Raw genomic sequence first — 23,366 nt, 5'->3', positions numbered from 1 at the left:
AGGTGCCCCCCTGGGGTCTGACCTCAGGCTATGCAGATGCTCCTGGTGATCGCACGCCATCGCAGGCTGGTCGGCGGCCCCCACCCACCGGGAGGCGCAGGGCAGGGCGAACGACTGTCGGGCATAGGGTGCGGGCCCGGCACATGCTCACGACGGTACGAGCCGGGTCTGACAGTGCTGGGCGCGCGCCGGCTCGGCCGGTGACTTCGTGCAGCGGCTCGGTTAGGGGTACCTGCGGTCGCCCGCGATCATCTCCGTGAGTACCAGGTCGCGGGCGATGTCGTCCCCGTCGGCGGGCCATCCGTATCGCCCGTACGTTAGGTGTCGGGCGAGGGCGTCGACGAGGTGTTCACGTACGCGCGGATCCGACCACCCCCACTCCATCGCGTCGGCCAGAAGGTCCACCGGCGGGAACGCGAGCAGGTACCGCAGTGGGCGGTCGCCCCACTCGTGGTCGCTGTAATGGGCGAGCGCGGCACGCATCGCGGCCACGGTCGCCGGACGCTCGGGACGGTCCTCCTCCCAGTCCCGCTCTGGCTGGTCCGTGGCGTCCAGACCGTCGGTGACCGCGCGGTACCCGCGCGGGCCGGTGACGATGCCGTCGCTGCCGTCGCGGCTGCGGGCATACCACTCGTCCAACCTGGCTGCGGCTCGCAACGCGTCCACGGGTCCACCCCGGCTGTGCCCCCGCCGCCCGCTTGCCGCCCATGCCGCCTCGTCCGGCGCCCACTTCTCGTGGGCCGACTGGCGCGTCATCCCGGCAACTCCGCCGATCTGTTCCCAGGTCGCTCCGCACTCCCGGCTGGCGATCACCGCGCGCACGAGCAGAGTGGTGAGGAACTTGTCGCGGATCGTCAGGACGTCGCGCAGGTAGCACAACGGATCAGAGCGGCGCTCCTCGTACACGGTGGGCACCAGGCCGCGTGCGAGTTCGGCGACGACGCGGGCAGACTCGGCGACGGCCACCACGGCCTCGTCGCGGGGTGACAGTTGGGGCTTCCCGGGATTCCTATTTGTCATGTCGCCACGCTACACCTGTCTGTCAGGTCCAGCCTGACAGGCGGGCGAATCGGCGCGGAATTTGTGGCATATGCGCGAGTGCCCGTCCCGTGTGCTGCCCGGGACGGGCACTGGCTGGTGCGAGTGGGCGTAGCGCTCTGGCAGGAACGATTTTGTTTCTCGGGGCGGTTACTCGCCGGGCTTGACCTGCACGATCTCCACGCCGGTCGCGCCTTCGGCTTCGAGTTCGGCCTTGCGGGCCTCGGCGCTCGTCTGGCCGTAGCTGACTGCCGAGGTACGGGCCTGCCCGTTCTCGGTCCAGTGAAGTCGGTAGTTCACCATCGCTGCTCTCCGCTCTCCCATGGGGTAGGCCCGGCGGTGGCATCGGCTTCGAGGTGATGGGCGCCGCCGGGCTCCGTACAGGGTGGCATCCGGCACTGACAGCAGGGCCCTCCCCGGTCGGCCCGGGGAGGGCCCTGCTGCTACGCGAATGCCCCGCTTGCGACGAGACCGAGCACGGACAGCGCGATCATCGGGATACCCAGGACCGCCGCCTGCTGCCTCATCACGCGACCGGCCACGACCTGACCGACGACCGCCACGGCCAGGAGCCCGAGCGCCTTCTGATTCCTCGACATCAACATCACCTCCCTTCTGTACGAGTTGGCGCGCAGTGTGACAGGCGGGTCTGACAATCGGCCCGGGGCAGCGCAACGCCCCCTGGCCGGTTGGGTGGCGAGGGGGCGGGGGAGGTCGGTGTCAGGCGGTCCAGGTTCCGCGAATCGCGGCGGTGGAGAACCCGGGGCCGAACGCGACAGCGAGGCCGCGGGCGCCGGCCGGGGGCGGGTCGAGGTGGGTGCGTTCGAGGACGCGGAAGACGCTGACGCCGCCCAAGTTGCCTTCGTCGCGCAGGGTGGCGGTGCTGTGGCGGGCGTCGTGGTCGGTGAGGCCGAGCGCGTGGGCGGTGTCGGTGATGATGCGGGGGCTGCCCGGGTGGATGACGGCGAAGTCGAGCGTCTGGTCCTTGCCGAGCCAGTCGGTGAGGGCGGGCAGGACGTCGTCGGCCGCCGAGAGGGCTTCCTTGGTGGACTCGAAGTGGAAGCCGTCCGGGGCGATCCGGCCGTGGTAGCGCTCGAGGCTGTCGGGCAGGACGTACTCGAAGGTGTCGCCGGGCTCGTCGACGCGCAGGCCGGGGCCGTAGGGCTCATCCGAGACGATGCACGCGGCGGCGGAGTCACCGAACAACGCCTTGTAGATCATCGCTTCGATGGATGTGTCGTTGTGGTTGTAGACGCTGGAGATGACCTCAGCGGCGACGACGAGGACCTTGCTGCCGGGGTGGCCGCGGACCATGTCGATGGCGCGGATCAACGCTTGGGTTCCGCCTGCGCAGGCGAGGGTGGTGATCGCGGACCGCTGGATGGTGGGGCGCAGGTTCAGCGGGTTGATGAGCTGGATGTCGAGGTTGGGGACGGACCAGCCTGTGGAGTGCGCGGTGATGAGCCCGTCGATGTCGGCCATGTTGTCGCGGTCGCGGTCGAGGCCTGTTTCGGTGAGGGTGCGGCGGGCGGCTTCGGTGGCGAGGGCGAGGGCGTCTTCGAAGGCGGCGAACGCGCGGTCGTCGATGGGCGCGGTCCCGGAGACGGTGGGGGAGTCCAGGGGCCTTGTGAAGTATCTGGTGTCGACGTTCAGGCCTTGGAGGATGCGGGGTATCGACTTGCGCCGGGGGTGGTCGGGGTGGCGCTGGAGGATGTCGTTGACGATGTCAGCGGTGGCCACCTTGTGGGTGGGCAGGACGGTGTGCGGTCGGGAGATGTAGATCGGCATGGTGACCTCCGGTGCGAGGGGGTGGCGGGCGCGTGAGGTGGCCACAACCTATGTCACGGGTCAGGGGGGATTCCCCCTGACTGATGGTTATATGTCGAGTGCGTGGAGCATCGGGGTTCGGGTGTGGACCTTCTTCGTTCCCGGGTGCCACAGCAGGATGATCAGGCGGGCGCCGGGGGCGGTGAGCGGCTGCGCGGCGCACATGGTGACGTAGCCGGGGCCTTCGAGGGCGTGGTTGAGGGGGCGTTCGTCGCCGTCGGGGTGCATGTGCGCGCCCGGGTTCGCCCACAGCGGGCCGAGGTCAGGGTCGGCGCGGACTTCCTTCTCGATCTGCCGAAGCGTTTCGTCATTGGGGCGCAGGGCGAGGCCGGCGCGGAGCTGGGGCAGGACGAGCGGCGCCCAGGCGGTCTTCCAGTCGGTGAGGGTGATGCGTGCGTCCTGGTCGAGGAGCATCCAGCGCATGGTGTTGCGGGGGATCCGGCGGCCGGGGAACAGGTCAACCCACTGCTGGTTGTAGGTGACCAAATTCCAGGACGCGTCGGTGACGTACGCCATGTGCCCGATGCCTTCGACGGCTTCCTTCCACACGCCGGGGACCTCGAGGCCGGAGGCCTGGTTGAGGGGGCCCGGGGGGTCGCCGATGCCGGAGTAGCGGCACAGGGCGACCCATTCCTGCTCGTTGAGGCCGAGGAGGCGGGCGACCTGTTCGAGGTAGCCGATCGTGGGGTTCGACATGGCGCCGGTCTCGAGCCGGTTGTAGGTGCCCTGGGCCCGGTTGGTGAGCTCGTCGATCTGCTGCTGGGACAGGCCGGGCGCGCGGCGGCCGCTGCCGGCCTTTCTGCGGGTCAGTCCGAGGGCTTCCGGATCGATCAGGTCCCGTCGCTCCCGGAGGAGATTCTGCAGGGCCTTCTTGTTCATGCTCAAAGTTGTGTCCCCCACGTACCGTGCGCATCGTTGCGCCTGGAGTCTAAATAGTTGCAGCGGGTTTCGTAATAAAAACAGTCCGTAGATAACAGGACCGTGGACGCGCAAGCTAGAGGTGTGCCCGCCGCTGACCTGCCGGGAAGCTGGCAGCGGAGGTCACAGTGCACCATCCCGGTACATTCCGTGGGGCGGGGACGCATGTCCGTTGAAACGCCTCGGGTGAATGCTCCGGATCCCCTTGCGGAGTTCCGCCGGGAGTGCAGTGGACGGTGCCGTAATCCGCAACGGGTTGGAGCGGATTTCGCAGCACGGTGTCGTTCCGCTTCGCTTCCCGGGCGGTTCCCGCGGGTCCTTGTCTGCGGCTGGTGTCGACGTCACGACGGTGCGTCTTCGACGCCGGCCGCTGCGGGGGCCGGTATGACTCCCCCGTCGGCCGGTCCCCGCGCCCCAGGTTCAGTAGCCCTGCTGCTGGACCGTGCTGGCTGGGCGGCTCCCTTACCGTCCGGCCGGTGCCGGCTCTGGTGGCTCCCTCGCCGCCGGGGCCGTCCGGCCCGGGTGACTCCTGTCGCCCGGGCCGTTCTGCGCTGCAACGTGGCTGGGTGGCTGGCGAGTCGGTCAACGAGAGCACCTCTCCTGGGAGTTCGGGCACGGGTGTAGGACAGGCGTGGGGGGTTGATGCGCGTCTGCCCCGAAAACCGTGACCGGCACACCCCGGCAGCATCGCACACGCGTACGAATAGAGCTTGTGGGTGGGGCCGTGTCGAGGCTTCAGCTGTCCTCGGCAGGGTCTTCGACGAGCTCGTGCTCGCTCTCCGGGTAGCCGCACCCGCCCGCGCCGTAGAACTGGGCGCGGCACGGGCCCGGGCCCTCGTAGGTGTGGTGGGTGATGAGCCGGTGCTGGCCTTCCTCGCGGCGAACCGCGGCCATCACGTCCTTCGCGAGCGTTTCAGCCCACCCGCCCGGCACCATCGGGTTCCCCGCCGGCCAGGACATCTTCACGATCTGCTCCAGCACCGCCGGGTACCGCGGATCCTTCTTCGCGTCGCGCCGCGCGGTCGGGTTGAAGTCGGTGATCGGTCTCATCCTGCGGCTCCTCGTCGTCGCGGCGGATCGGGATCGTGGTCTGCCCGTTCAACGGTTCCGGGGTCGGGGCGGTCAGCTGCCGCTCCAGGGTGGTCAGTCGGGCGCGGGTCTCAGGTGTTGTCACCCTCATCCTCCGTGGGGAGTGCTGGCTGAAGTTCCTCGTGGCCCTTCTGCTCCCACTGCCGCCGGTAGGAACGGACACTGTCGGCACAGTCCTGACGAGCGTGGAAGACCGCCGAGTGGTCGCCGAGGTCGGGCCGCCACAGGTTCGGGCCGGGGAACCGTACGGCCTTCATGCGGGAAGTGATGGGCTCTCCGCAGCTGAGGCAGCAGCCGGCCGGGATAGACATGAGCGTCTCGGTCTTGGCCATCTCCGCTTCGACGCGGGCTTCGGTGGTGACGTGGGTGCAGGGCGGAACCTCGTTGCACAGGCGGCAGACGCTGTAGTGCTCGGGCAGGACGTAGAACGGTCGGTCGGCGCGCACGGCGTAGTGCTGGGGCTTCGCGTTCGGCTGGTCGGCGGGCCGCAGGGCAATGACGAGGGGCCGGTGCTTCCAGGTGGCTTTCTCGGGCTGGGGCCCCACGTCGCGGCCGGCCATGAACTGCTCGGTCCACCACTCGGTGTACCGCGTCCACTCGTCCTCGAAGTGCTGGGGCCGCAGGTCCAGGGGACGTTCCTTGATCTCGACGACCTCGTGGGCACGCCGCCTGCCGAACACGATGATCGTGCCGGGGCGGATGCGGGTGGAGTAGTCGGTCTCCCGGAGGTGCGGCATGACGTTCTCGCCGGGCAGGTGTCCGGTCTTTCGTGTCTGCTCCGGGCGCCATTCGTTCACGACGCCGAACGGGATCCTCACGGTGCTCCCTCTTCGATCTGCTGCGCGGTTCTGATGGCGTTGGCGATCCACCAGCGCAGGTGTCCGGCCCGGATGACCTGGTCAGTGGGGATGTCGTGCTGGCGGCCGAGGTTCCACAGGCCCTGGTCACCGGCGCAGTCGATGTCGTCGTGAGTGTGGTCGGGGTCGGTGTTCTCGCAGTTCGCGCCGACGAGGATGGCCCACAGCCAGGCGTCTGTCTTGTCCTGGGTCCAGTCGCGTGAGTCGAGGGTGATGCGCTGCCGGAGCGCTTCGAGGGAGGTCTTGGCGCCGAGGAGGGCGGGGACGGCCTGGCTGTAGGCGAGGAGCGACGCCCGGGCGATCTCGCGGGCTTCGGTCCCGTCGGCTTCGGCGTCCCAGAGCCGGTCGTACAGCTCGGCGAGGGACTGTTCGGTGTGGTCAGCGAGCGGGATGCGGTGCTCGGGGTCGGTCAGCGGCGGCGCCGGGGGCAGGTCGCCCTTCACGGTCAGGAGGTGCTCCTCCCACAGGGCAGCGACGAGGCCGTGCCAGCGCTGCGGCGTGGCCATCCATCCGCAGGCACAGTCCACGGTCCACCGGCCGGAGACGGTCTCCACGCGGCGGGGAGCGTGCGCGGTGACGAGGTCGGTGTGGTCGGGGCAGAAGTAGCGGCCGCCGCGGGGGTGGATGCTGCCGTTGCCGAGCTGCCGCCATCCGTCGCCGGACCAGGACGACCGGGCGGGGGGTTCGCCGGCCATCCGGGCCATGAAGTCGAACTCGCGCAGACACCCCGGAACGAGGCAGCGCCGAAGCTGGGGCGCGTTGAGGTGGGCTGCGAGGGCTGCTTCGGCTTCCTGGAGCTGCTGGCGTAGATCGGCCTGCTCAGCGTCGGCGACTGCCATGAACGGTTCGACGTACGACTCGGACGGGATCCCGACGATCTTCTCGACGGCGCGGGTGTAGCGGGCGAGGCGGTCGGGGTCGAGGACGGAGCGTGCGTGGTGGGGGCAGTTCTGGTTTCGTTCCCAGCCGACGATCATGTCGTCGGTTTCGTTGCCCCACAGGTAGCGGGTGCCGCCGTCCTCGTCTCGGGCCAGGGGGCTGCACTGGCAGCCGTCCGCGCCGAACGGAGCGGGGGGTGTCGGCTGGGTCACGGCTGCTTTCCTTCCCAGCGGTCGATGTGGGCTCGGGTGTCGCCGAGGATGTCGGCGGTCGGTTCGGCCCAGGGTGTGGCGGCTCCGGTCGGCACGGTGGGGGTGGGTTCCCAGAACTGGACCTGGACGTCGTGCAGGACGTCGACGGGCGGGGTCCACAGTCCGAGCGCACCTGAGGCCGGCACGGGCCGGGGGAGCGGGCGTACGTCGCGGAGCTGCCAGTGCCAGCCGTCCGGCTCGCCCCACGGCGTGCAGCAGTCGCCGGCGGCCTGGTGGTAGGAGTCGAGGACGGCGGTGCCGAGGATGGCGCTGCGGGTGTCCGGCCACGGTGTGCTGGTGAAGTCGGAGGCGACGACCCCGGAGGCGTGCGGGTCCTTCGCGGCGTGGATGAGGATCGTGGTGCCCAGGTGGGCGGCGGGAATGGGCCGCGTACGGTTCTCGGTCCGCTTCGCCCCCCACACGATCGCGTCGGCGTACGGCTGCCGGACGGTCAGGGCGCGCATCACATGCCTCCCTCGTCGGCGAGGTGCTTGCGGTAGGCGATGAGCGCGGAGGCGAGCGCGGACTGGTGGATGTCGGAGAAGAAGACTGCCGCGTGCTCCCCGAAGGCGTTCCGGGCGTCCTGGAGGGTGACGTTGTAGGCACCCCACGCCGCTTCGAAGGAGTCATTCTCGCGCTCGTCCTGGATGGCGGCGCGGTGCTCGGGGGTGAGAAGGGCGCGGCATCCGGAGCAGGGGACGCCGTTGGGGTGGCCGGGGCTGCGGCAGGGGCGGGTGCCGTCGGCCTGGAGGTCGTGAGCTTCGATGGGGTGGGAGCACGCCCAGCAGTGGGTGGGGGCTTCGTCGGTCACGGGGTGGGCTCCTCGGTATTCGGGTCGATGCGTCGGATACGGAGTTGCGGGGCGGGTTCGGCGGCGCGGCGTTCGGCTTCGCGCCAGGAGCGGACGTTGTTGAGTGTCCGGCGAGGGTGCACGGTCCACATCCAGGCCAGGGCGACAGCGAAGATGACCTGCGCGGCCCAGTTCGCGGGGTTTCGCCAGCCGCCTCGGGCGTGGGCCTCGGCCCAGGACAGGAGTCGCGGCCCGGGCCCGTACCGGCCGGCGACATATCCGACAGCGAGCGCGGCACCTGTGGCGACCAGGGCGGCGGTCACAGGGCGGCCGCCGCCTCAGGAGCGACAGTCCACGGTTCGCCTTCGGCGTCACGGTAGACCAGCTCTGGTGTGCTGTACGCCGAGGAGAGGCCGATGTCGCGAGCCTGCTGTTCGTTGCGGTACTGCTGGATGTGCTCGATGCCGTGGGATCGGATGCGGGTGGCCCACTGGCGCTGGCCGCGCCACAGGTACCAGCGCAGCTCGACCGGCAGGTGGTGGAACCAGGTGCTCTCGGGGGCGTGGGACGGGTATCGGCTGACCATGGTGGCGGCCGGGGCGCGGCCGCGCAGCGCGCCGCAGGAGCAGCTGACTTCGACGCTGGCGTTGTAGCCGTAGCCGTTGGTGATGGGCTGGTGGCCAGCGAAGGCGTCGGGGTGTTCGGGGCACAGGTGGAGGCTGAAGCTTCCGTAGCAGCGTTCGCTGTAGGACAACTCTCCACGTCGGCGTCGGGCCGGGTAGGGGCTGATTTTGGTGACGGGGATATGGGCGGTGGACTTCAGCTTGGTCCAGCCGTCGGGCGGGGTGATGTTGTCGTGGCCGATGCCGTTGGTGTGGCAGCGCGGGGCATCGCAGAGGAAACGGGTGAGTGTCTCAGTGCTCATCGGGCGTTCCAGTTGTCGGTGGCCCAGACAAGGACTCGGATCAGTCCTGCCAGGACAACAACGGAGGCCCAGACCACAGCCACGGCAGCCCATCCCCCTGCGTCGTAGTAGGCGCCGGCCGAGACGCCCACGATGAACAGCAGGGTGATGGCGACGGCCAGCGTCCGGGCGGTGATCCGCTTTAGGTGGGCGCGGTTTTCTGCGCGGTTCTCGCGGTGCCGGGCTTCGCATTCCGGCGAGGTGCAGTCCTCGATGATGCCCTTGTGTTCGGTGTCGCCGTATCCGGCGGGGTGGGGGCCGTAGTGCGTCACTGCTGCTCGTCTCCCCGGCTGTCGATGTCGGCGATCCACGCGCACTTGACCGCGATGTCCTGGATCAGTTCGGCGCGGAGCTTGGCCGGGTCCGACTCGGCGAGTGCCTCCAAGTGTTCCTCGTGGGCGATGTCCCGCCAGGTCACCAGGTCGCGTTCGGCCATGGACTGGCAGGCATGCCGGGCGCTCGCTGCGCGCTCGTCGTCTCCCGTGATGCCGGTTCCGTCGGGGTGATGCTGATCGCCCCACTTGGCGAGCTGTCGCTGGCGTTCGGTGTCGATCTCGGCCATGAGGGCGGCGAGGCCGGGGGTGCGGGGCATGGCGTTCTTGGCGACCCAGACGCAGGTGCGGACGGTGAGGTCGGCGGCGAGTTGGTCGGTGCCGCCGGGGCCGAGGTGGATCGAGGTTTCGCGGATGAGTCGTTCGATCTCTCGTTGGAGGTCGACGAGGGCGGCGATGGGTTCGTTGGGGGCGGAGTTCGGCACGGGGCGGCTCCTGGGGAAGGGGGAGGGTTCCAGCGTTGCGCGTTCGACGGGGCCGGTCCCTGAGTTGGCCGGGGACCGCGCCTTTGGTGCTCGCCCGTCAGGCCGTCGGACTACGGCGGGCGAGCATGCGGGACTTGATCTGTGCCGAAGTCGGCGGCACGTAGGAGTGCCAGCCGGCCTCTTCCGTGTACTGGCGGCCGTGCGTGCGCTGGTCGATGGAGCACCAGTGGCAGCTGTTGGGGTTGCCGGGTTCTGCGGCTTCTTTAGCGGTGTCGAGCTGTTCCTGCGGCTCGGAAGCGGGCGTGTGGGTGGCGGGCGGGGCCTCGGGGAGGGGGCGGCCGTCGTTGTCGACGAACTCGAGGCCGTGGAACCCGAACATGCCGAGGTTGTAGGTGCCGTCGGGCCGGTTGGTGCCAAGTTCGCCCATGTTCTCGATGCCCATGCGGTGGGTGCGCCGGAGGATGTCGCAGGCCTGGCCGTCGGGGCAGGTGGACGGGTGTGTCCAGTCGCACTCGTGGCCCTCGGGGGTGGTGGTGACGGTGTAGGGGTGGGCGTGGTGCGGTCGCGCCATGGGTCGCTCCTGGGGAAGGGGGAGGGCTCCAGCGTTGCGCGGTTCGGCGGGGTTGGTCCCCCTGCCTTGTGGCGTGCTGGCGAGCCCTAACCCTACCGTGAACATAGTGCATGTGCAATATGTTGAGGGGGTGGCTTAGCAGCTCTGCACCCCCACCTTGCTGCGTGTCAGGCCCCTTCCCGGCCCGCCCTCCCAGGACAATCAGCGCCATGACGACGGACCCCGCCGCCCACCCGGCCTGGTGCGACAGCGACTACTGCACCGCGGCCGTTCCCGACCACCCGGAGGACGCGCACCATTCGGCGCAGGTCGAACTGAGCAAGGACCTCGACGCCTACCTCCGCCAGCACGTCGGCGAGTCAGAGCCTCAGCTGGTCTTCCTTCACGACGGCGTCCCCATGGCCCACTGTTCGCTTCACACGGCAACCGAACTGGCAGACCTGATCCGCACCGCGCACCTCAGCTGAGGCGTCCTTGCATCGCCCGCAGCCGGGCCAGCCCGGCGTTCCGGGTTCGCGCGAGCGGCAGCACTTCCTCCGGGAGCGGCAGCACCTTCGGCATCGCCCACACTCCGTCTGCCTGGGAGGCGAGGCCGAGTGCGACCATCACCTCGGCCAGCTCCCGCGCGGTGGCCGGCACCTCGAGCCCGGCCGCGACGAGGACGTCGGTGCTCGCGGCCTGGAACTCGGCGACCCACGCCCGGACTCGGGCTTCTTCCTCCGAGGTGTCGACGCCGTCCAGGTCCTCCGGCTCCAGCCACATCACCGGCGAGTCGAGACCGTCGGGCATGGACTCGAACGCGCGGGGCGCGCGAGCGATGAGGGTGCGGAAGACGTCATCGATCGTTCCGGTCATCCCCTCGTGGGCGGCGGTGGCGTACAGCGTCGCGAGGGCGCCGGCCTGGTGCCGGGGTAGGACGTGGCCCCAGCCGGAGGGGTGCCAGTCGTCACGGACGACGAACTCCTCGAGCGGCGGTCCGTCGGCCGGGTCGGGTATCGGCATGCTGGGCTCCCCCGGTGCGCGCGGTCAGGCGTGTGGGGGTCATCATGCCGTCCGCGCCGGGCTGGCCGCGAGCAATCCCAGGGCCGTCTTGTGGCGGGGGCTACAGCATCGTCAGAAGCCAGGTGCCGATGGTGGTGACGGCGAAGAACGCGATCCAGAAGCCCGGCAGGTTGAGCTTCGCGTCTTCCCGGCTGGTGCCGTACCAGGCGGCGGACCGTACGACTGCCGACGGCTGAACCGGCGCGAGAGCCTTCACGAGCTCCTCGGCGCGCTCCTTCTGCTCGGGGGTGGCGACCGGGCGGAAGCGTCCCTCCGGGTCGGCGCCGGGCCGGGTGTACTTACGTGAGCGCGAGGCCATCGCTACCCCCTGATGTCGCGGATGGTTCAGTGTGCCGCCGCCCCTGGGGCCTTGTCTGCCCGAAGCCCGATCCGGTGACCACCGGCCCGCGCCTCAGAAGAGTCAGTCGACCTCGACGTAGGCGACGAGGATGACCGTGCCGATAACCGTGGGGATGTACAGCACCCGGACCCGGTCGTCGCGGTACTCCCACTCCAGCTTGCCCTCGAGCCGGGCGCCGATCCGGTGGTCGAGGGAGAGGCGAACGATCGCCGCGTCGAGGACCTCGCGCTCGGCATCGGTCATCGCGTGGATCTGCTGCTCCGCGACGTCGTGGAGGACGACGTGCGCCCGCCAGGGGCCGTGCTTCGGCGGCATCAGGCGGCGCCGGACGTACGGGCCGCGTCCGCGTCACCGAGCCCGTACCGGGCCTGGATGTCCTCGTACGGAGTGACCCTCGCCAGGTCGATTCCCTCGGCCGCGAGCTGCTCCAGCGCGTAGGCGAGGAGACCTTCGCCGGCTGCGGCCCGCTCCCGGGCGGACGCACGAAGTTGCTGCTGCTCGTCCTCGTCGAAGATGAGGTGCGCCATCGGGTCCCCCTCGGGCGGTCGGGTACGCCCCGAGGCTAGCGCAGCGGGTCCCGGCCCGGCGCCTGGTCCTCAACGAACCGGTCGATCGCCGCGCCCCTCGCCCCCGTCCAGAGCGCGGATCGGGGGCGAGGCGCGGAGGGCCGGTCAGTCGGTCAAGAGAGCGGCGATCAGTTGCCGGGCCGCTGCGATGGTCAGCCGCTTCGAGGCGGTAGTGGTCCGCTCCCTGAGTGCCCGCGGTGCGATGTCGGTTCCCTCGACCGCCTTCGCGAACTCGGCGTCGAACCGCTCTTTGCCCACCTTCTCTGCAAGGCTGGCCAGGTACTTCAACTGCTTCGCCGTGGCCGGCGTCTTCCGGGACGCAGCCTGCCGCTTGGCGCTCTCCTCCCGGATCTTCCCGTAGTAGGCGTCGTTGGCCGCCTTGCGTGCTGCCTCGGCCTCCGGGCTGCGGCAGGTGACGTGGACCTGCTCGTGCCATGTCTGCGTTCCGGGCTTCCCCGTGACGGCCTCCCACAGGGCGTTGGCCGTGAGGGCGGTCTCGTCGACCCCTTCGGTCAGGCCCGGCCCGACCAGGCCGTAGTAGCCGGTCTTCCCGCGCGGGATGATGGTGAACCCGGCCGGGATGGCATGGGCGGTGAGCCAGTCCTGTCCGCAGCCGCAGTGGGTGGCGTGGTAGCGGGACCACTTGCTCTCGAGGGGTTCGTAGACCAGGCGGTCGCCGTAATACTTCGGGTCGCGCGCAAATCCTGACATCAGTGCCTCCCCGTCAGCCGGTCTGCCGGGCCAAGCATTGCAGCACCCACCGACAGCGCGCTGGCGCTCGCCGCCAGCGCCCCCGTCCAGAGCGCGGAACGGGGGCGAGCGGTGGCCAAAGGAGGCTACTCGGAGGTGGGCTCCCCGCGCAGCGCCTGGCCCACATGCGCGGGGCTCAGGCCGATGGTGTGGGCGATCGTCTTCTGGTCGATGCCCCGACCGTGCGCGGCGCGCATGGCGGCGTTGCGGTGGGCGACGATAGCTTTCCGGCGGTCACGGGAGGCGACCGTGCGCTGGAGAAGGCGCGCCCAGTGCAGGAGCGCGCGGCCGGTCCACAGGGTGAAGGGTCGGGGTTCGGGTGCGGTCGGGTTGGCCAACATGTCCCCCTCGTGATCGACACGGGTGTCAGCACCGAAGGTGACGGGGTACCAGGTCCGGCCACAAGGGTGCGAAACCGGCCGTGGGAACGGGTGAGGCTGGTGGGATGATCCGCCGTATGAGTGAGTGGGGGATCGCCCTTATCGCCGCCGGGTCGGCCATCTTGGGCAGCATCGTGACCGGGTTCTTCGCGTGGAGGGCTGGCCACCGGCAAGCCGCTGCCGCCGAGGCCGCGGGCCTGGCGCAGGCGAACGCGCTGATAGCCACCGTCCAGGCCACCCTCGATGAACAACGCCGCGCCCGTGCGGTCGACCAGAGGCGCCAGGTCTATGTGCAGCTCCTCGACGCCTGCCAAGCCTTTCAGGTGGGCCGGGACCCAGACGCGGGCGTGCGGATGCACAGCGCACTCCACCTCGTCTCGTTGGAAGGGCCGGTGGATGTGGAGGAGACAGGCCGGCAGTACGCCGCCGTATCAGGCGTTCGAGCGCCAGACGCGGAGCAGCGCCGAAGAATTGATCGACGTCGTGATCGGTACATCGAAGCTGTCCGCCGCGCGCTCAACGAGACCTGACAGCCGCTGGCCGCGCCGCGCTCGCCGACGAAATGAGGGCCCGGCACCGGCTGGTGACGGGCCCAGGGGCGTGGCGGTCACGAGCACTCGCGGTGCCGGCTGACCTCCTCGACGCTCCGACGCAGGGCGGGGCACGTGACTGGCCCTTGGCTGTGGGTCACAGCTTCTGGCATACCTCGCAGAGGCCGGTGCCGTACATTCTGCGTCCGCATTCGACACAGTCGTTGATGTCGTCGTCGGAGTGTGCTGCTGGCCATTCGGGTCGAGAATCTTCCGGCCAGCCAGTGGTGGGAAGCGGGGCGGCGACGGGTCCTGCGTCTACAAGAGCTGTGGCTGCCCTATGTGCGGACAGGACCAGAGCCTGGTGCTCTTCGTCGAGGTTCTGTGGGTTCAGGGTGCTGCCCGTCTGGAAGAAGACGACGGTCCCGTTGACGATGCCGTAGCCGCCGCCGAGTAGTTCGACCATCCTGGTTGCCACGGGGTTCTGCCTGTGCACGGTGCTGTCGGCGAATACCGGGACGAAGGCGTCCAGGTAGTCCACACCGTCGAGGGGAAGTCGCTCCGCCATGTTGTAGGGGTGGCCGGCGACCTGCTGCATCTCGGCTCTGGTGCCTGTCAGCACGGTCAGCTTGCCCTCGGGGGCGACCGCGATGAAGGTCAGGGGGTGGCCGGTGCGCTCGGGCGTGCCAGCGAAGAGCTTGGAGAAGTCGAACGTCGGTGTGCCGCCACTGGTGTCCACCGAGGCTTCGGCCATGTCGTCGTCGAACTCGACGTGCTTCGAGGCTTGCTCGTTCATCCGTTGCTTGAGGGCACGGAACTCCCTTATCGGGGCTTCGGTCTTTTCGTGTTCGGCGAGGAAACGATGCGCGGTGGCGCGGGCGGCTGGACGCGGAACCCAGTTCGGGACGTCGTACTCGAGGACCGGGCGATCCTTGGCGTAGCCGAAGCGGCGCTCCAGGTTGGTAACGGCGGCCTTGGCGACACTTCCTGGGCGAAGTCCGCGGGTGCGCTGCCCCCAAGACACTGCGCCGGCCATCGAACTCCAGGCGACGGCGATGAGCTGTTCGAGGCTGAAGCCTTCAGAGCGGGCCTTGCGCATGGACGCGAAGGCGTCCGGCAGTCGTTCTTCCGCGATCTCGGTCTCGTTGTAGTGCCGGACCAGGTAGCCGTTCATGTAGGCGACGGCCATGTTGGCGTCGATGTCGATCAGTGCTTCATGTACGCCGTCGATGTTCTCCGTAAGGAACTGCTGCATGTCCACCCGCGCCTCCTCCAGGCGCTCGGTCATTTCCTCGCCCATCCATGCCGGGAGGGTCCAGGGCGTTTCGGTGATGTACACGCCCGTGACGTTGTCGTTCTCGTCGAAGGAGAAGTCTCCGATTGTGGCGGGGAGCGTCGGGACCGCCCAAGCCCCGCGGAACAGCTGCCGATATGCCTCTACGTCCGAGGAGCGCTGGCCGGTGAAGGTGTAGTCGAGGTTCTTCAGAGCACCGACCGAGGAGGCACTGGATTTCTCCATGATCTCAACCATGGACAAGAGCGTGAGGCCAGCCAGTACGGTGCCGGGAGACTCTGAAGCGATAGGAACGGCCATCTGCTTGGCGACCCACTGTGAGGCGTTCTCTACCTGGCGTGCGTCGCGTTCCTTCTGTCGGGCCTTGGCCTGCTCCCGCTCTGTGACAGCGGCAGCAGCCGTAGCGGCTCGGCAGTTCCCGCAGTCGATGCGCGCGTTCACCGGAGTCGTGGGGAAGTCCTCGCCCCAGTGCCCGGTCGCTGTCATGTCGGACCTAGTAGAGACGGTGGTCGGTTCGGCGCAGCTCGGACAGAGGATCGTGAGCAGCGCCAGGGTGGAGGCTGCCTTCACGCTCTTGTAGACGTGGTTGGTGGACCCGATCGCGGCCACCGGCCGCGCCCACGTACCGGGCGTCGTGAACTCCCAGTACGCCCGGCACATGTCCGCGGTCTCGGCTGGCGTTCCAGGCTCCAGGAGCAATTCCGCCAGTGGCAACTCCGTGCTTGGGTAGAAGATCCGCTGCGGCGCTGTGCTCTTGAGCCCCTGTCCGCGCTCGCGCTGCCGACGTCGATTTCGCTTCCCCATGGCGTCCCCTCCCACGACCGGAAACGTCAGCCTATCGGCGCATACCGACAACCGGACGTGATCACAGAAGAGGACGGCAGGGGTCAGAACGGTGGGCCGGTGACGTAGGCGTCCACCTGGTCAGGCGTACCGTACTGGGCGGCAAGCTGTGCCCTGATGCGGGCAGTCTCCGCAGCATCCTCGTCGACGGCGGACACGGGATCCTCGACCAGACGCTCGTGGGCAGCCTGCTCTTCCCAGGACGCCAGAACGGCTGCTGCGGCCTCTTGGGCGGCGGCTGCGTCCGCGCGGCACTCCGCGCAATACGGGTCGCCTTCCCGCGCCACGATTGGCCTTCGGCACGCCGGCTCGACGCACTCTCGGTACGACGGGCCCGAGGTGGCGCCACGCTGCGCCGGCAGCGGCGCGGAAGGCTGACTCCCGCGCTCCTGCCGCTTCCGTGCCTGCGCGGCCTTCCAGTCGGCCGCACGGACCTCGCACAGGCGGCATTCCTCACCGGTGTCGATGTCCCGTCCGTTCTCGCACCGAGGGTCTGCGCAGGCGTATCGGTCGCCGCGGCGCAGCGGCCGCACCATGCCGATCGCAGCACCGACCGGGTTCTCGAGGGTGCCGGTGTGGAACTTGTCGGCGTACCCGTGGTGAATCCACCGGTACAGGATCCGCTCGCCGATCTGCTCCGGCGTCCGGCCGTCGGTGGTCATGGCGGACAAGATCGCATCCGAGATGGTCGGCAGCTCCGGCAGGTCGTTGCCGAACTCCGGCGGGTAGTAGGCGCGGACCTGGCGCACCACGTCCAGCTCGGCCTTCGTGTGCTTCGCCTTCCGGCCCGCGGCCGCAGTCTTCTGGGTGGTGGGAGAGGGCTTCGTCTTGCCGGACGCGGCGGAGCCGCTTTCACGTGCGCCCGCGCTACTACCTGCAGAAGAAGAGCTTCGCTCGTCCACGGGGCTACGCCCCGAAGGGGCATCAACGTCTCGTTCAAGTGGGTCTGGTTGCTCTGGGTCTGGTTGTTGGGCGGTGGGCGATTCCCCACCACGCGACCTGGGTTTTTTCCCACCACCGGAGGTGGGTTTTTTCCCACCTCCGGACTGACCTGCGGGAACACCCTCCGCAGCGTCCTTGAGGGGCTGAGAGCGCTTGGCCTTCACGTCCGGGTTCGCCTCGTAGAACTCGGCCAGCGAAACCAGCCCGGAGTACCCCTCTGGCGGGTTGAACCGGACCCAGTACCGGTAGCGCCGCCGCATGCCGCCGGCGTATCGGAACTCCTCGAACCTGATCGCGCCCAGGTCGGCCAGCTCCTGCCGGTACTTGGCGACGTCTCGGTAGTCCTTGAGCACCATCGCCTTCGCGAGCGCCTTCTGGGACGGGAATGCGATGCGCTTGCCAGGGGTCCGGTTGTTGATGTGCTCGGCGAGGAAGGCGTACATCCGGTAGGCCTGCGCGCTGCACCCGCTCAGCAGGACCCACACAGGCACCGGGGTGTAGAACGTGGGCCATTCCTCAGGGATGACCTCATCCGAATCGTCGTTGACGTCGAAGCCGAACGCCTCTCCGCTCACTGGGTCACCGCCGTAATACGGAGGATCACAGAGCGTGTGCTTGCCATGGTGCTACTCACTGCGGGTACTCTCGACACCGAGATACCTCTTTCACCAGGTGGGTCTTGATGCAGCGGGCGACCACCCGCTGTTGCGCTTGAAGGGCCGGTTGAGCTGCGAACTCACCGGCCTTTCGCGTGTTCTCAGGCAGGTTCGGACGGCTGAGGGCCGTCGCTGTCGAGCTGCCGGTAGACGGTGCGGAAGAACTCGAGGAACGGTTCCGTGGCCATGAGCACGGCCTTGCCGGCCTTCCCGTACGGGTGCGGCTTGTCCGGGCCGAACGGCCACGCGGCGGCGTACCGATCGGACGTAGCGATGTGCCGGACGCCCTCGCGGGTGATGCTGTCGACGATGCCCAGCTTCATGAGCAGCTCGGCGCCGGACGTGAAAGTCACGGCGGGAGGCAGGCGTGGGTCGTCGAGGTCTTTGGGGTTGAGGGGGCTCATCGGGCCCCCTGGTTCACGCACGCACTTGGCACAGCGCAAAGTGGAAGCGTTAGGCTCACGCCTGGACCCTTCTGCTGGATGGGTTCACACATGGCCGCGGGTTGTCTTCGCAGGACAGCGGCCATAAGGGCGGTCGGCCGGTGTGATGACCGGTCGGCCGTCTTTGACGTCTGGGATGTGGCTACTGGCCCATCACGTCACTCCTCTCAACGACTACTCCAGGGCTTCCGCTCGGGCCGCCAGCTGCATCAGTTCTGGTGGGGCGCCCGGGCCTTCGACGAGGACGAGCTCCCGGATGGCTTTCCGGGAGGCGACGTGCGTACGGATCGTCTCCGGGTCCAGGGCTTCGGCGCGCAGCAGGCAGGCGAGGGCTTCGCCTGTGTGGCGCCGCTGCGCGTGGGCTCGCCCCAGGTCCATCAACAGCCTCCCTTGGCGTTCGGGGGAGAGGCGCTCGGCATCGATCGAGAGACCGATGTCGAGCGCCTCACCCGCGTCCCCCAGTTCTACCGCTGTCGACACGGCCTGGATCTCGACGTTGGTCACGCCGAACTCGAGGTTGAAGTCGTTCCGGTCCTCGCCTATCCGACGTGCCACCTGTCGGGCTGCTTCGATCTCGGTCCGGGCTCCGGCGCGGTCGTGCCCGCCGCGGGCGTGGACCAAGGCCAGGGCCAGGTGTAGAGATCCGAGGACGGACATGCCTTCGACCGCGAGTTCACCGCGTTCATCGAGGATCTTGAGTGCCTCGATGGCGGTGGTGGCGGCGTGCTCCGCCTGCCCAAGCATCCGGAGCCGGACGAATGCGTGAACCATCCGGAAGACCCCTGCGCAGACATGCAGCGGATTCCCGGACAGCTCCGCCGCCCAGATGGCGCGGTCGGCGGCGACCCACGCAGCGTCGGCAGCGTCCTGGCGGACGAAGGCCGCGGCGAGGGCCTGGTAGGTCCGCGCCAACAGCAGGTACGCCGTCTCACGCTCTTCAGGAGTCACAACCCGAACCGTCTGTTCAAGGTCCGGCAGCAGCTCGGTGAGGCGAGCGCTGACGTCAGCGAACTCCCCCGCGTGCGTGAGCTCCCACATCTCGTCGACGTCCGAGGACAACTCCTCAAGCGTTCTGCGAGGGGCAGGGCGCAGCGCACCCAGGATCGTGCCCACCGCCGGATGCCCAGAGATCAGCTGACGGGCCTCATCCAGGTCGTTGGACTTGTACACAGGCGGCTGCACCGGCGGCGGCTCGGCCGGCCCCGGAGCACCAGGCTTCAGCTGCTGGACGGAGACACCCAGAGCATCAGCCAGATCCTGCAGGACATCGAGACGCTCCACCTTCTGGACTCCGCGTTCGACCTGCGACATCCAGCTGGACGTCTTCTGCATCCGCCCGGCCAGCTCCGTCTGGGTGAATTTGCGGGCCTGTCGGAGCTTCTGAATGTGCCGGCCGAATGCGCGGTCCTTCGGGTCTACCTCCTTCCCCTTGGGCTTCACGTTGCCTCCGGTCCCGTCGGCGGCCGCTTGCCGGCCGTCTCGTGCATGAACGTCACCTCGACGTTGGTCAGGTATTGCTCGCGCTCCTTCAGCATCTGCCGCGTGTGCGGCTGCTTCTCGTGAGCCTGGAACGCCGACTCGTCCTCGTACAGCTCGTAGAAGACCCGCACCAGCGGTTCGTCCACCGGGGTGTGGCTCACGTAGACGAGCGTTCCGGGCTCTGTGCGGATGCCCTCAAGCGTGCGGGCCACGAGGGCGTCGAACTGTGCTGCTGCGTCGGCGTCGCGAGTGGTGAACCGCACGGCGAGTGCGTATCCGCTCTTCACTGCTCCTCCTGAATTCGTCATGCGCACAGTCTCACACTTGAAGCGTTAGTGCTAGTCGCACTGAAACTTCTTCGATCGTGTTGACTCGCACTGACAGTGCGAGTAGCGTCGGTCACGTCGCCACACGGCGGCAGCAGAAAGGGCCCGGTGGTAGCACACCGGGCCCTCGATGCCAGACCTGCCCTACCTGCACTACCAGGAGGCGTGATCCGACATGAACAAGGATCGCACGAGCATCACCGCCACCATCCCCCCGACTCCTCCCGACATCATGGAGGCGCTGCGCCGGGTTCGTTCGGACCGCGTGGTCCGGCCGGCCCGCCGGACGCTCGCCGAGATGGCCCCCGGCTACCAGCGGCAGCCGCTGCTCCGCCTCGTCCCGCAGACCGCCGCGTACGAAGCGCCGTGCCTGTTCTGCGACAGCTGGACCTGCCCCGGCAACTGCCAGCAGTTCGCCCCGGCCCCGGCGACCGAGATGGCGGCCGCGTCGTGACCGCGCAGCGCGGGGACGACACCCCGAACCCGTTCCTGGTCGCCGAGATCGAGGACTTCTTCGCCTCCCTCGACCCGCTGGACCTCCTCGACGACGTCTTGAACTCCGAAGTCCCCGGACGCGCAGCGGAAGCGTACGAGCAGCTCGTGACTGGCGACTGGGACGGGGAACTGTGATGGGCGTCTACCCCTGGCACCACATCCCGGGTGAAGCCGCGCCGGTTCACACCGCCGACAACGAGGTTCCGCCGCTCGACGATGAACTCGCTGGAGCGCTCGACGACCTCGCCGGGATCCACCCCGGGATCGACATGATCCGCGACGGGATCCGCCTCCTCGCCGTCGACCACCTGAGCGCCGACCAGACGCAGACCGTACTCGCGACGATCGCCGGAACCGGGGGAGTCGACGTCCTCGAAACCCTCGCGCTCCTCGTCGCCCGGCTCACCAACCCGACCAGCAACCCGGCCCTCCGCGACCTCGACCCCGAGACCGCGAAGGAAGTCCAGCGCCGAGGCGAGTTGTACGGCCACGACACCGCCGACTACGCGCCCCGCGAGCACACCAGCGAAGCCGCCGCCCTCATCGAAGGCACCTGACCCACCCCGTACGGCACGCACCACCCCTCCGGGGGCCCGGCAACGGGCCGGGCCCCCACCCCACCACTTTGAAGGAGCCTTCCATGGGCCTGTTCAGCCGTAAGGCGCCCGAGACCGCTGAGGAGCAGTACGTCCGACAGGCAGCAGCCCGGCAGGCCGAGATCGCCCACAAGCAGGCGTACGCCGCCGACCAGGAAGCGCAGAAGCACCAGATGACCGCTGACGTCTACGGGCGGCCCGACCGCGACTACACCGACACGGACAAGGCGAGCCGCGCCATCAGGGACCGAGACCGCGCTCTGGACCGTCGGGACACCTTCAGGCAGGCAGCCGCCAGGCAGCAGCAGATCGCCGATCCAGCCCCGTCGAACACCAAGCGTCGCTGGTTCTGAACCGCCACTCGCACCCTCCACTCTGCCACTTCGAAGGAGCCCCGCCGTGACCACCACCGCCGAGTCGACCCCGGCCCCCACTCCGGCTTCGCAGGGCACCCACCACTGGGTCATGACCCTGGAACACCCCAAGTACGGCTCCGCCAGCGCCAACGGAACGTGGACCCCGCCCGCCGGATACACCCGTCACGACGCGTTCATGACGATCCGGCGCGACCTCACCAGCCGCAACCCGCAGTTGGAGTCCGCCAACGTCGTCTTCTTCTCGATCGAGCGCAACACCCTCTGACCCCTCTCCCCGCGGGGTCCGGCGGGAGCCGACAACGGGCCGGACCCCCAACTTCGAAGGAGCCTTCCATGGCCTCGCGCACCGCCGACCAGATCACCCTCGTCGCCAGCACTGCCGCCGGTGCCGTCATCACCTACCAGGTGTGGACCTCCGACGCCTCCCCGTTCACCACGAGCGCGGTCGCCCTGTTCGCCCTCGTCAACCTCGCCTGGACCCTCGACGCCCTGCGCCGCAACCAGGCCAAGCACACGATCGCCTGCCCCGAGCCGGGCTGCGACGTCCAGATCACCATGACCGGCGCCAAACCCGCCGAGCAGGTCCGCCTCACCGCCCTCGCGACCGACCACTCCCGCCACGGAGGTACCCGATGAGCCCCGCCGACTTCCGCGCCGCCCACGGCGACCCCGCCGACTGGTGCGGCCCCGAGATCGACGAGTACCTCGACAACTGCCTCGCCGAACTCCCCACCCCCACGCCGGCCCCGGCGCAGGTCCTGCCGGTCGCCGCCTGACCCCCACCGCGCCGTTCCTCCCCCGAACCGGAAGGACACCGATCCCGTGACTACGACCCCGGCCGGCCCTCAGCCGCCACAGCCCCCGATCGTCGGAGACTGGCAGCCCCTGCCCACCGCCGGGGCCGCCCCCCACACCCCCGAGAACCTCACCCGCACTCAGAAGATCCTCATCGGCGTCGTCGCCACCGCGGTCCTCGTCATCGCGGCCCTCGGCTTCATCGGCTCCTACACCGCCGTCACCAAGCTCGCCCGCGCGAAGGGCTTCGGCGACTTCTCCGACGCGTTCCCCATCGCCGTCGACGCCGGCATCATCGCCTTCCTCGCCCTCGACCTCCTCCTGACCTGGCGTCGCATCCCCTACCCCGTCCTGCGGCACACCGCCTGGGGACTCACCGCCGCCACCATCGCCTTCAACGCCGCCGCGGCCTGGCCCGACAAACTCAGCACCGGGATGCACGGCGTCATCCCGATCCTGTTCGTCATCGCAGTCGAAGCCGCCCGGCACGCCGTCGGCCGGATCGCCGACATCACCGCCGACAAGCACATCGAGTCCCCGCCGCTGTCCCGCTGGTTCCTCAATCCTCTGGGCACCTTCGTCATCTGGCGCCGGATGCGACTGTGGAACATCCGCTCCTACGAGACCGTCATCGACCTCGAGCGCCAGACCCGGGTCTACCGCGCGCAGCTCCGCAAGCAGTACGGCCGCCGCTGGCGCCGCAAGGCGTCTGCCGAGCAGCTCCTTGTCCTCGACCTCGTCGCCGACGGCATGAGCGTGGAGGAGGCCATCGATCTCCCGTACCAGGAGGAGAAGCGAAGGGCTGAAGCCGAAGCGAAGCGAGTCGCCGAAGCGCAGGCGAAGTCCGAAGCCGAAGCCGAAGCGAAGCACCAGGCCGAACTCCGAAAGGCCGAAGTCGAAGCGAAGCGACGAGCCGAAGTGGCCGAAGCCGAAGCAGCCGAAGCTGAAGCGAAAGCCCGAACCGAAGCGGCAGCCGAAGCCCTTCGCCTCGAAGTCGAAGCGAAGCAGCGAGCCGAAGCCGAAGCAGCCCGCATCCTCGTAGCCGAAACCGAAGCGAAGCTCGCCGCCATCGCCCGCGAGCAGCAGCAGGCCGAAGCCGAAGCCGAACTGAAGCGGGTTCAGCAGGCCGCCGAACGGCGCCGTGCCGAAGCCGAAGCGCGCAGGCTGGAGGCCCAGGCGCACGCTGAAGCTGAGCGTCGTGCCCGTGAGGAAGCGGCCCGCCGCAAGGCGCAGCGCATCGCGGCCGAAGTAGCCACCCGAAGTGACACCACTTCGGGTTCGGGTTCAGCTTCGGGTTCGGACGTCGAGGCCGCTTCGGACTCCACTTCGGGTTCGGGGCCCCGGCCGATCGGCGGCCAGAGGTCGAAGCGCCAGGCCGAAGTCGAAGCCGTCCTCGCCCGCCTCGTCGCGGCCGGCGACCCGAAGTCCGTCTCCCTCGACGACGTCATGCGCGACTTCAACCTGAAGCAGACCACCGCCTACGACCGCCTCTCCACCGCCCAGGACCTCTACGCGAAGTCCCAGGCCCGAAGTGCCTGAACCCGAAGGAGC

The 23,366-nt window shown here is 69.0% G+C and carries 36 protein-coding genes; 10 read left to right on the top strand and 26 right to left on the bottom strand.

Features of this window, described 5'->3' with window-relative positions; genetic code table 11:
• Window positions 1-222: 222 nt before the first annotated feature.
• The 15 genes from ABZY12_RS22865 to ABZY12_RS22795 form a co-directional block, all read right to left on the bottom strand.
• Complete coding sequence (locus ABZY12_RS22865) at window positions 223-1,020, bottom strand: hypothetical protein (protein ID WP_356893146.1); 798 nt, start codon at window positions 1,018-1,020, stop codon at window positions 223-225.
• Window positions 1,021-1,188: 168 nt separating this feature from the next.
• Window positions 1,189-1,341 carry a hypothetical protein gene (locus tag ABZY12_RS22860; RefSeq protein WP_356893144.1) on the bottom strand — a complete coding sequence of 51 codons (153 nt, stop codon included), beginning with the start codon at window positions 1,339-1,341 and terminating at the stop codon, window positions 1,189-1,191.
• Window positions 1,342-1,481: 140 nt separating this feature from the next.
• Window positions 1,482-1,637 carry a hypothetical protein gene (locus ABZY12_RS22855; protein WP_356893142.1) on the bottom strand — a complete coding sequence of 52 codons (156 nt, stop codon included), beginning with the start codon at window positions 1,635-1,637 and terminating at the stop codon, window positions 1,482-1,484.
• A gap of 121 nt (window positions 1,638-1,758) precedes the next feature.
• Window positions 1,759-2,826, bottom strand: coding sequence for a PhlD (locus ABZY12_RS22850; RefSeq protein ID WP_356893140.1), 1,068 nt, complete (start codon window positions 2,824-2,826; stop codon window positions 1,759-1,761).
• An 87-nt stretch (window positions 2,827-2,913) separates the two neighbouring features.
• On the bottom strand, window positions 2,914-3,744 hold the full coding sequence (locus ABZY12_RS22845; RefSeq protein WP_356893138.1) for a helix-turn-helix domain-containing protein: 831 nt from the start codon (window positions 3,742-3,744) through the stop codon (window positions 2,914-2,916).
• Window positions 3,745-4,518: 774 nt separating this feature from the next.
• Window positions 4,519-4,833: a hypothetical protein gene (locus ABZY12_RS22840; protein WP_356893136.1), complete on the bottom strand. Its 315-nt coding sequence runs from the start codon at window positions 4,831-4,833 to the stop codon at window positions 4,519-4,521.
• A 110-nt stretch (window positions 4,834-4,943) separates the two neighbouring features.
• Entirely contained in the window at window positions 4,944-5,690 is a 747-nt protein-coding gene (locus ABZY12_RS22835; protein WP_356893134.1) for a hypothetical protein, read from the bottom strand.
• Window positions 5,687-6,820, bottom strand: coding sequence for a hypothetical protein (locus ABZY12_RS22830; protein WP_356893132.1), 1,134 nt, complete (start codon window positions 6,818-6,820; stop codon window positions 5,687-5,689). Before ABZY12_RS22830 ends, ABZY12_RS22835 begins: the two co-directional genes overlap by 4 nt.
• Window positions 6,817-7,323, bottom strand: a complete 507-nt coding sequence (locus ABZY12_RS22825; protein WP_356893130.1) for a hypothetical protein — start codon at window positions 7,321-7,323, stop codon at window positions 6,817-6,819. Before ABZY12_RS22825 ends, ABZY12_RS22830 begins: the two co-directional genes overlap by 4 nt.
• Window positions 7,323-7,670 (bottom strand): hypothetical protein, encoded by a 348-nt coding sequence (locus tag ABZY12_RS22820; RefSeq protein WP_356893128.1) that lies wholly within the window; start codon window positions 7,668-7,670, stop codon window positions 7,323-7,325. Before ABZY12_RS22820 ends, ABZY12_RS22825 begins: the two co-directional genes overlap by 1 nt.
• Window positions 7,667-7,972, bottom strand: a complete 306-nt coding sequence (locus ABZY12_RS22815; RefSeq protein WP_356893126.1) for a hypothetical protein — start codon at window positions 7,970-7,972, stop codon at window positions 7,667-7,669. The genes ABZY12_RS22820 and ABZY12_RS22815 overlap by 4 nt, the downstream gene beginning before the upstream one ends.
• The gene (locus tag ABZY12_RS22810; protein WP_356893124.1) at window positions 7,969-8,574 is read right to left on the bottom strand and encodes a hypothetical protein; all 606 of its coding nucleotides are present in this window, start codon (window positions 8,572-8,574) and stop codon (window positions 7,969-7,971) included. The genes ABZY12_RS22815 and ABZY12_RS22810 overlap by 4 nt, the downstream gene beginning before the upstream one ends.
• Window positions 8,571-8,885, bottom strand: a complete 315-nt coding sequence (locus ABZY12_RS22805; protein WP_356893122.1) for a hypothetical protein — start codon at window positions 8,883-8,885, stop codon at window positions 8,571-8,573. The genes ABZY12_RS22810 and ABZY12_RS22805 overlap by 4 nt, the downstream gene beginning before the upstream one ends.
• On the bottom strand, window positions 8,882-9,370 hold the full coding sequence (locus ABZY12_RS22800; protein WP_356893120.1) for an NUDIX hydrolase: 489 nt from the start codon (window positions 9,368-9,370) through the stop codon (window positions 8,882-8,884). The genes ABZY12_RS22805 and ABZY12_RS22800 overlap by 4 nt, the downstream gene beginning before the upstream one ends.
• 97 nt (window positions 9,371-9,467) lie before the next feature.
• Entirely contained in the window at window positions 9,468-9,941 is a 474-nt protein-coding gene (locus ABZY12_RS22795) for a hypothetical protein (RefSeq protein WP_356893118.1), read from the bottom strand.
• 209 nt (window positions 9,942-10,150) lie between these two features.
• Between ABZY12_RS22795 and ABZY12_RS22790 the strand changes: the two genes are divergently transcribed.
• Complete coding sequence (locus ABZY12_RS22790) at window positions 10,151-10,408, top strand: hypothetical protein (protein ID WP_356893116.1); 258 nt, start codon at window positions 10,151-10,153, stop codon at window positions 10,406-10,408.
• Here ABZY12_RS22790 and ABZY12_RS22785 read toward each other — a convergent pair.
• The 6 genes from ABZY12_RS22785 to ABZY12_RS22760 form a co-directional block, all read right to left on the bottom strand.
• Window positions 10,401-10,943, bottom strand: coding sequence for a DUF6042 family protein (locus ABZY12_RS22785; RefSeq protein ID WP_356893114.1), 543 nt, complete (start codon window positions 10,941-10,943; stop codon window positions 10,401-10,403). The two genes, ABZY12_RS22790 and ABZY12_RS22785, sit on opposite strands and share 8 nt — an antisense overlap.
• 100 nt (window positions 10,944-11,043) lie before the next feature.
• Window positions 11,044-11,301, bottom strand: coding sequence for a hypothetical protein (locus ABZY12_RS22780; protein ID WP_356893112.1), 258 nt, complete (start codon window positions 11,299-11,301; stop codon window positions 11,044-11,046).
• Window positions 11,302-11,403: 102 nt separating this feature from the next.
• Window positions 11,404-11,658 (bottom strand): hypothetical protein, encoded by a 255-nt coding sequence (locus ABZY12_RS22775; protein WP_356893110.1) that lies wholly within the window; start codon window positions 11,656-11,658, stop codon window positions 11,404-11,406.
• Window positions 11,658-11,870 carry a hypothetical protein gene (locus ABZY12_RS22770; protein WP_356893108.1) on the bottom strand — a complete coding sequence of 71 codons (213 nt, stop codon included), beginning with the start codon at window positions 11,868-11,870 and terminating at the stop codon, window positions 11,658-11,660. Before ABZY12_RS22770 ends, ABZY12_RS22775 begins: the two co-directional genes overlap by 1 nt.
• 144 nt (window positions 11,871-12,014) lie before the next feature.
• Window positions 12,015-12,620 carry a hypothetical protein gene (locus ABZY12_RS22765; RefSeq protein ID WP_356893106.1) on the bottom strand — a complete coding sequence of 202 codons (606 nt, stop codon included), beginning with the start codon at window positions 12,618-12,620 and terminating at the stop codon, window positions 12,015-12,017.
• A gap of 125 nt (window positions 12,621-12,745) precedes the next feature.
• Entirely contained in the window at window positions 12,746-13,000 is a 255-nt protein-coding gene (locus ABZY12_RS22760) for a hypothetical protein (RefSeq protein WP_356893104.1), read from the bottom strand.
• Window positions 13,001-13,116: 116 nt separating this feature from the next.
• Between ABZY12_RS22760 and ABZY12_RS22755 the strand changes: the two genes are divergently transcribed.
• Window positions 13,117-13,569: a hypothetical protein gene (locus ABZY12_RS22755; RefSeq protein ID WP_356893102.1), complete on the top strand. Its 453-nt coding sequence runs from the start codon at window positions 13,117-13,119 to the stop codon at window positions 13,567-13,569.
• A gap of 157 nt (window positions 13,570-13,726) precedes the next feature.
• On the opposite strand, the gene ABZY12_RS22750 is transcribed toward ABZY12_RS22755, so the two are convergent.
• The 5 genes from ABZY12_RS22750 to ABZY12_RS22730 form a co-directional block, all read right to left on the bottom strand.
• Window positions 13,727-15,667 carry a hypothetical protein gene (locus tag ABZY12_RS22750; RefSeq protein WP_356893100.1) on the bottom strand — a complete coding sequence of 647 codons (1,941 nt, stop codon included), beginning with the start codon at window positions 15,665-15,667 and terminating at the stop codon, window positions 13,727-13,729.
• Window positions 15,668-15,750: 83 nt separating this feature from the next.
• Window positions 15,751-17,223: a hypothetical protein gene (locus ABZY12_RS22745; protein ID WP_356893098.1), complete on the bottom strand. Its 1,473-nt coding sequence runs from the start codon at window positions 17,221-17,223 to the stop codon at window positions 15,751-15,753.
• Between the two features lie 182 nt (window positions 17,224-17,405).
• A complete protein-coding gene (locus ABZY12_RS22740) occupies window positions 17,406-17,657 on the bottom strand; it encodes a hypothetical protein (protein ID WP_356893096.1) in 252 nt (83 codons plus the stop codon).
• Between the two features lie 264 nt (window positions 17,658-17,921).
• Window positions 17,922-19,187 carry a helix-turn-helix transcriptional regulator gene (locus ABZY12_RS22735; RefSeq protein WP_356893094.1) on the bottom strand — a complete coding sequence of 422 codons (1,266 nt, stop codon included), beginning with the start codon at window positions 19,185-19,187 and terminating at the stop codon, window positions 17,922-17,924.
• Window positions 19,184-19,534 carry an antibiotic biosynthesis monooxygenase gene (locus ABZY12_RS22730; protein ID WP_356893092.1) on the bottom strand — a complete coding sequence of 117 codons (351 nt, stop codon included), beginning with the start codon at window positions 19,532-19,534 and terminating at the stop codon, window positions 19,184-19,186. Before ABZY12_RS22730 ends, ABZY12_RS22735 begins: the two co-directional genes overlap by 4 nt.
• A gap of 193 nt (window positions 19,535-19,727) precedes the next feature.
• Here ABZY12_RS22730 and ABZY12_RS22725 point away from each other — a divergent pair, with 193 nt between their 5' ends.
• The 8 genes from ABZY12_RS22725 (at window position 19,728) to ABZY12_RS22690 (ending at window position 23,354) form a co-directional block, all read left to right on the top strand.
• Complete coding sequence (locus ABZY12_RS22725) at window positions 19,728-20,006, top strand: hypothetical protein (protein ID WP_356893090.1); 279 nt, start codon at window positions 19,728-19,730, stop codon at window positions 20,004-20,006.
• The gene (locus ABZY12_RS22720; RefSeq protein WP_356893088.1) at window positions 20,003-20,182 is read left to right on the top strand and encodes a hypothetical protein; all 180 of its coding nucleotides are present in this window, start codon (window positions 20,003-20,005) and stop codon (window positions 20,180-20,182) included. The genes ABZY12_RS22725 and ABZY12_RS22720 overlap by 4 nt, the downstream gene beginning before the upstream one ends.
• Entirely contained in the window at window positions 20,182-20,604 is a 423-nt protein-coding gene (locus tag ABZY12_RS22715; protein ID WP_356893086.1) for a hypothetical protein, read from the top strand. The genes ABZY12_RS22720 and ABZY12_RS22715 overlap by 1 nt, the downstream gene beginning before the upstream one ends.
• 83 nt (window positions 20,605-20,687) lie before the next feature.
• Window positions 20,688-20,996, top strand: a complete 309-nt coding sequence (locus ABZY12_RS22710; protein ID WP_356893084.1) for a hypothetical protein — start codon at window positions 20,688-20,690, stop codon at window positions 20,994-20,996.
• Window positions 20,997-21,042: 46 nt separating this feature from the next.
• On the top strand, window positions 21,043-21,285 hold the full coding sequence (locus tag ABZY12_RS22705) for a hypothetical protein (RefSeq protein WP_356893082.1): 243 nt from the start codon (window positions 21,043-21,045) through the stop codon (window positions 21,283-21,285).
• Between the two features lie 68 nt (window positions 21,286-21,353).
• A complete protein-coding gene (locus ABZY12_RS22700) occupies window positions 21,354-21,656 on the top strand; it encodes a hypothetical protein (RefSeq protein ID WP_356893080.1) in 303 nt (100 codons plus the stop codon).
• The gene (locus ABZY12_RS22695) at window positions 21,653-21,796 is read left to right on the top strand and encodes a hypothetical protein (protein WP_356893078.1); all 144 of its coding nucleotides are present in this window, start codon (window positions 21,653-21,655) and stop codon (window positions 21,794-21,796) included. Before ABZY12_RS22700 ends, ABZY12_RS22695 begins: the two co-directional genes overlap by 4 nt.
• Before the next feature lie 46 nt (window positions 21,797-21,842).
• On the top strand, window positions 21,843-23,354 hold the full coding sequence (locus tag ABZY12_RS22690; protein WP_356893076.1) for a DUF2637 domain-containing protein: 1,512 nt from the start codon (window positions 21,843-21,845) through the stop codon (window positions 23,352-23,354).
• Window positions 23,355-23,366 lie beyond the last annotated feature (12 nt).

The sequence above is a fragment of the Streptomyces sp. NPDC006551 genome, from assembly GCF_040611675.1.
GTDB lineage: Bacteria > Actinomycetota > Actinomycetes > Streptomycetales > Streptomycetaceae > Streptomyces.
The sequence above is the reverse complement of the archived record's forward strand: the minus strand, read 5'-3'. Positions and strand labels throughout refer to the sequence as shown.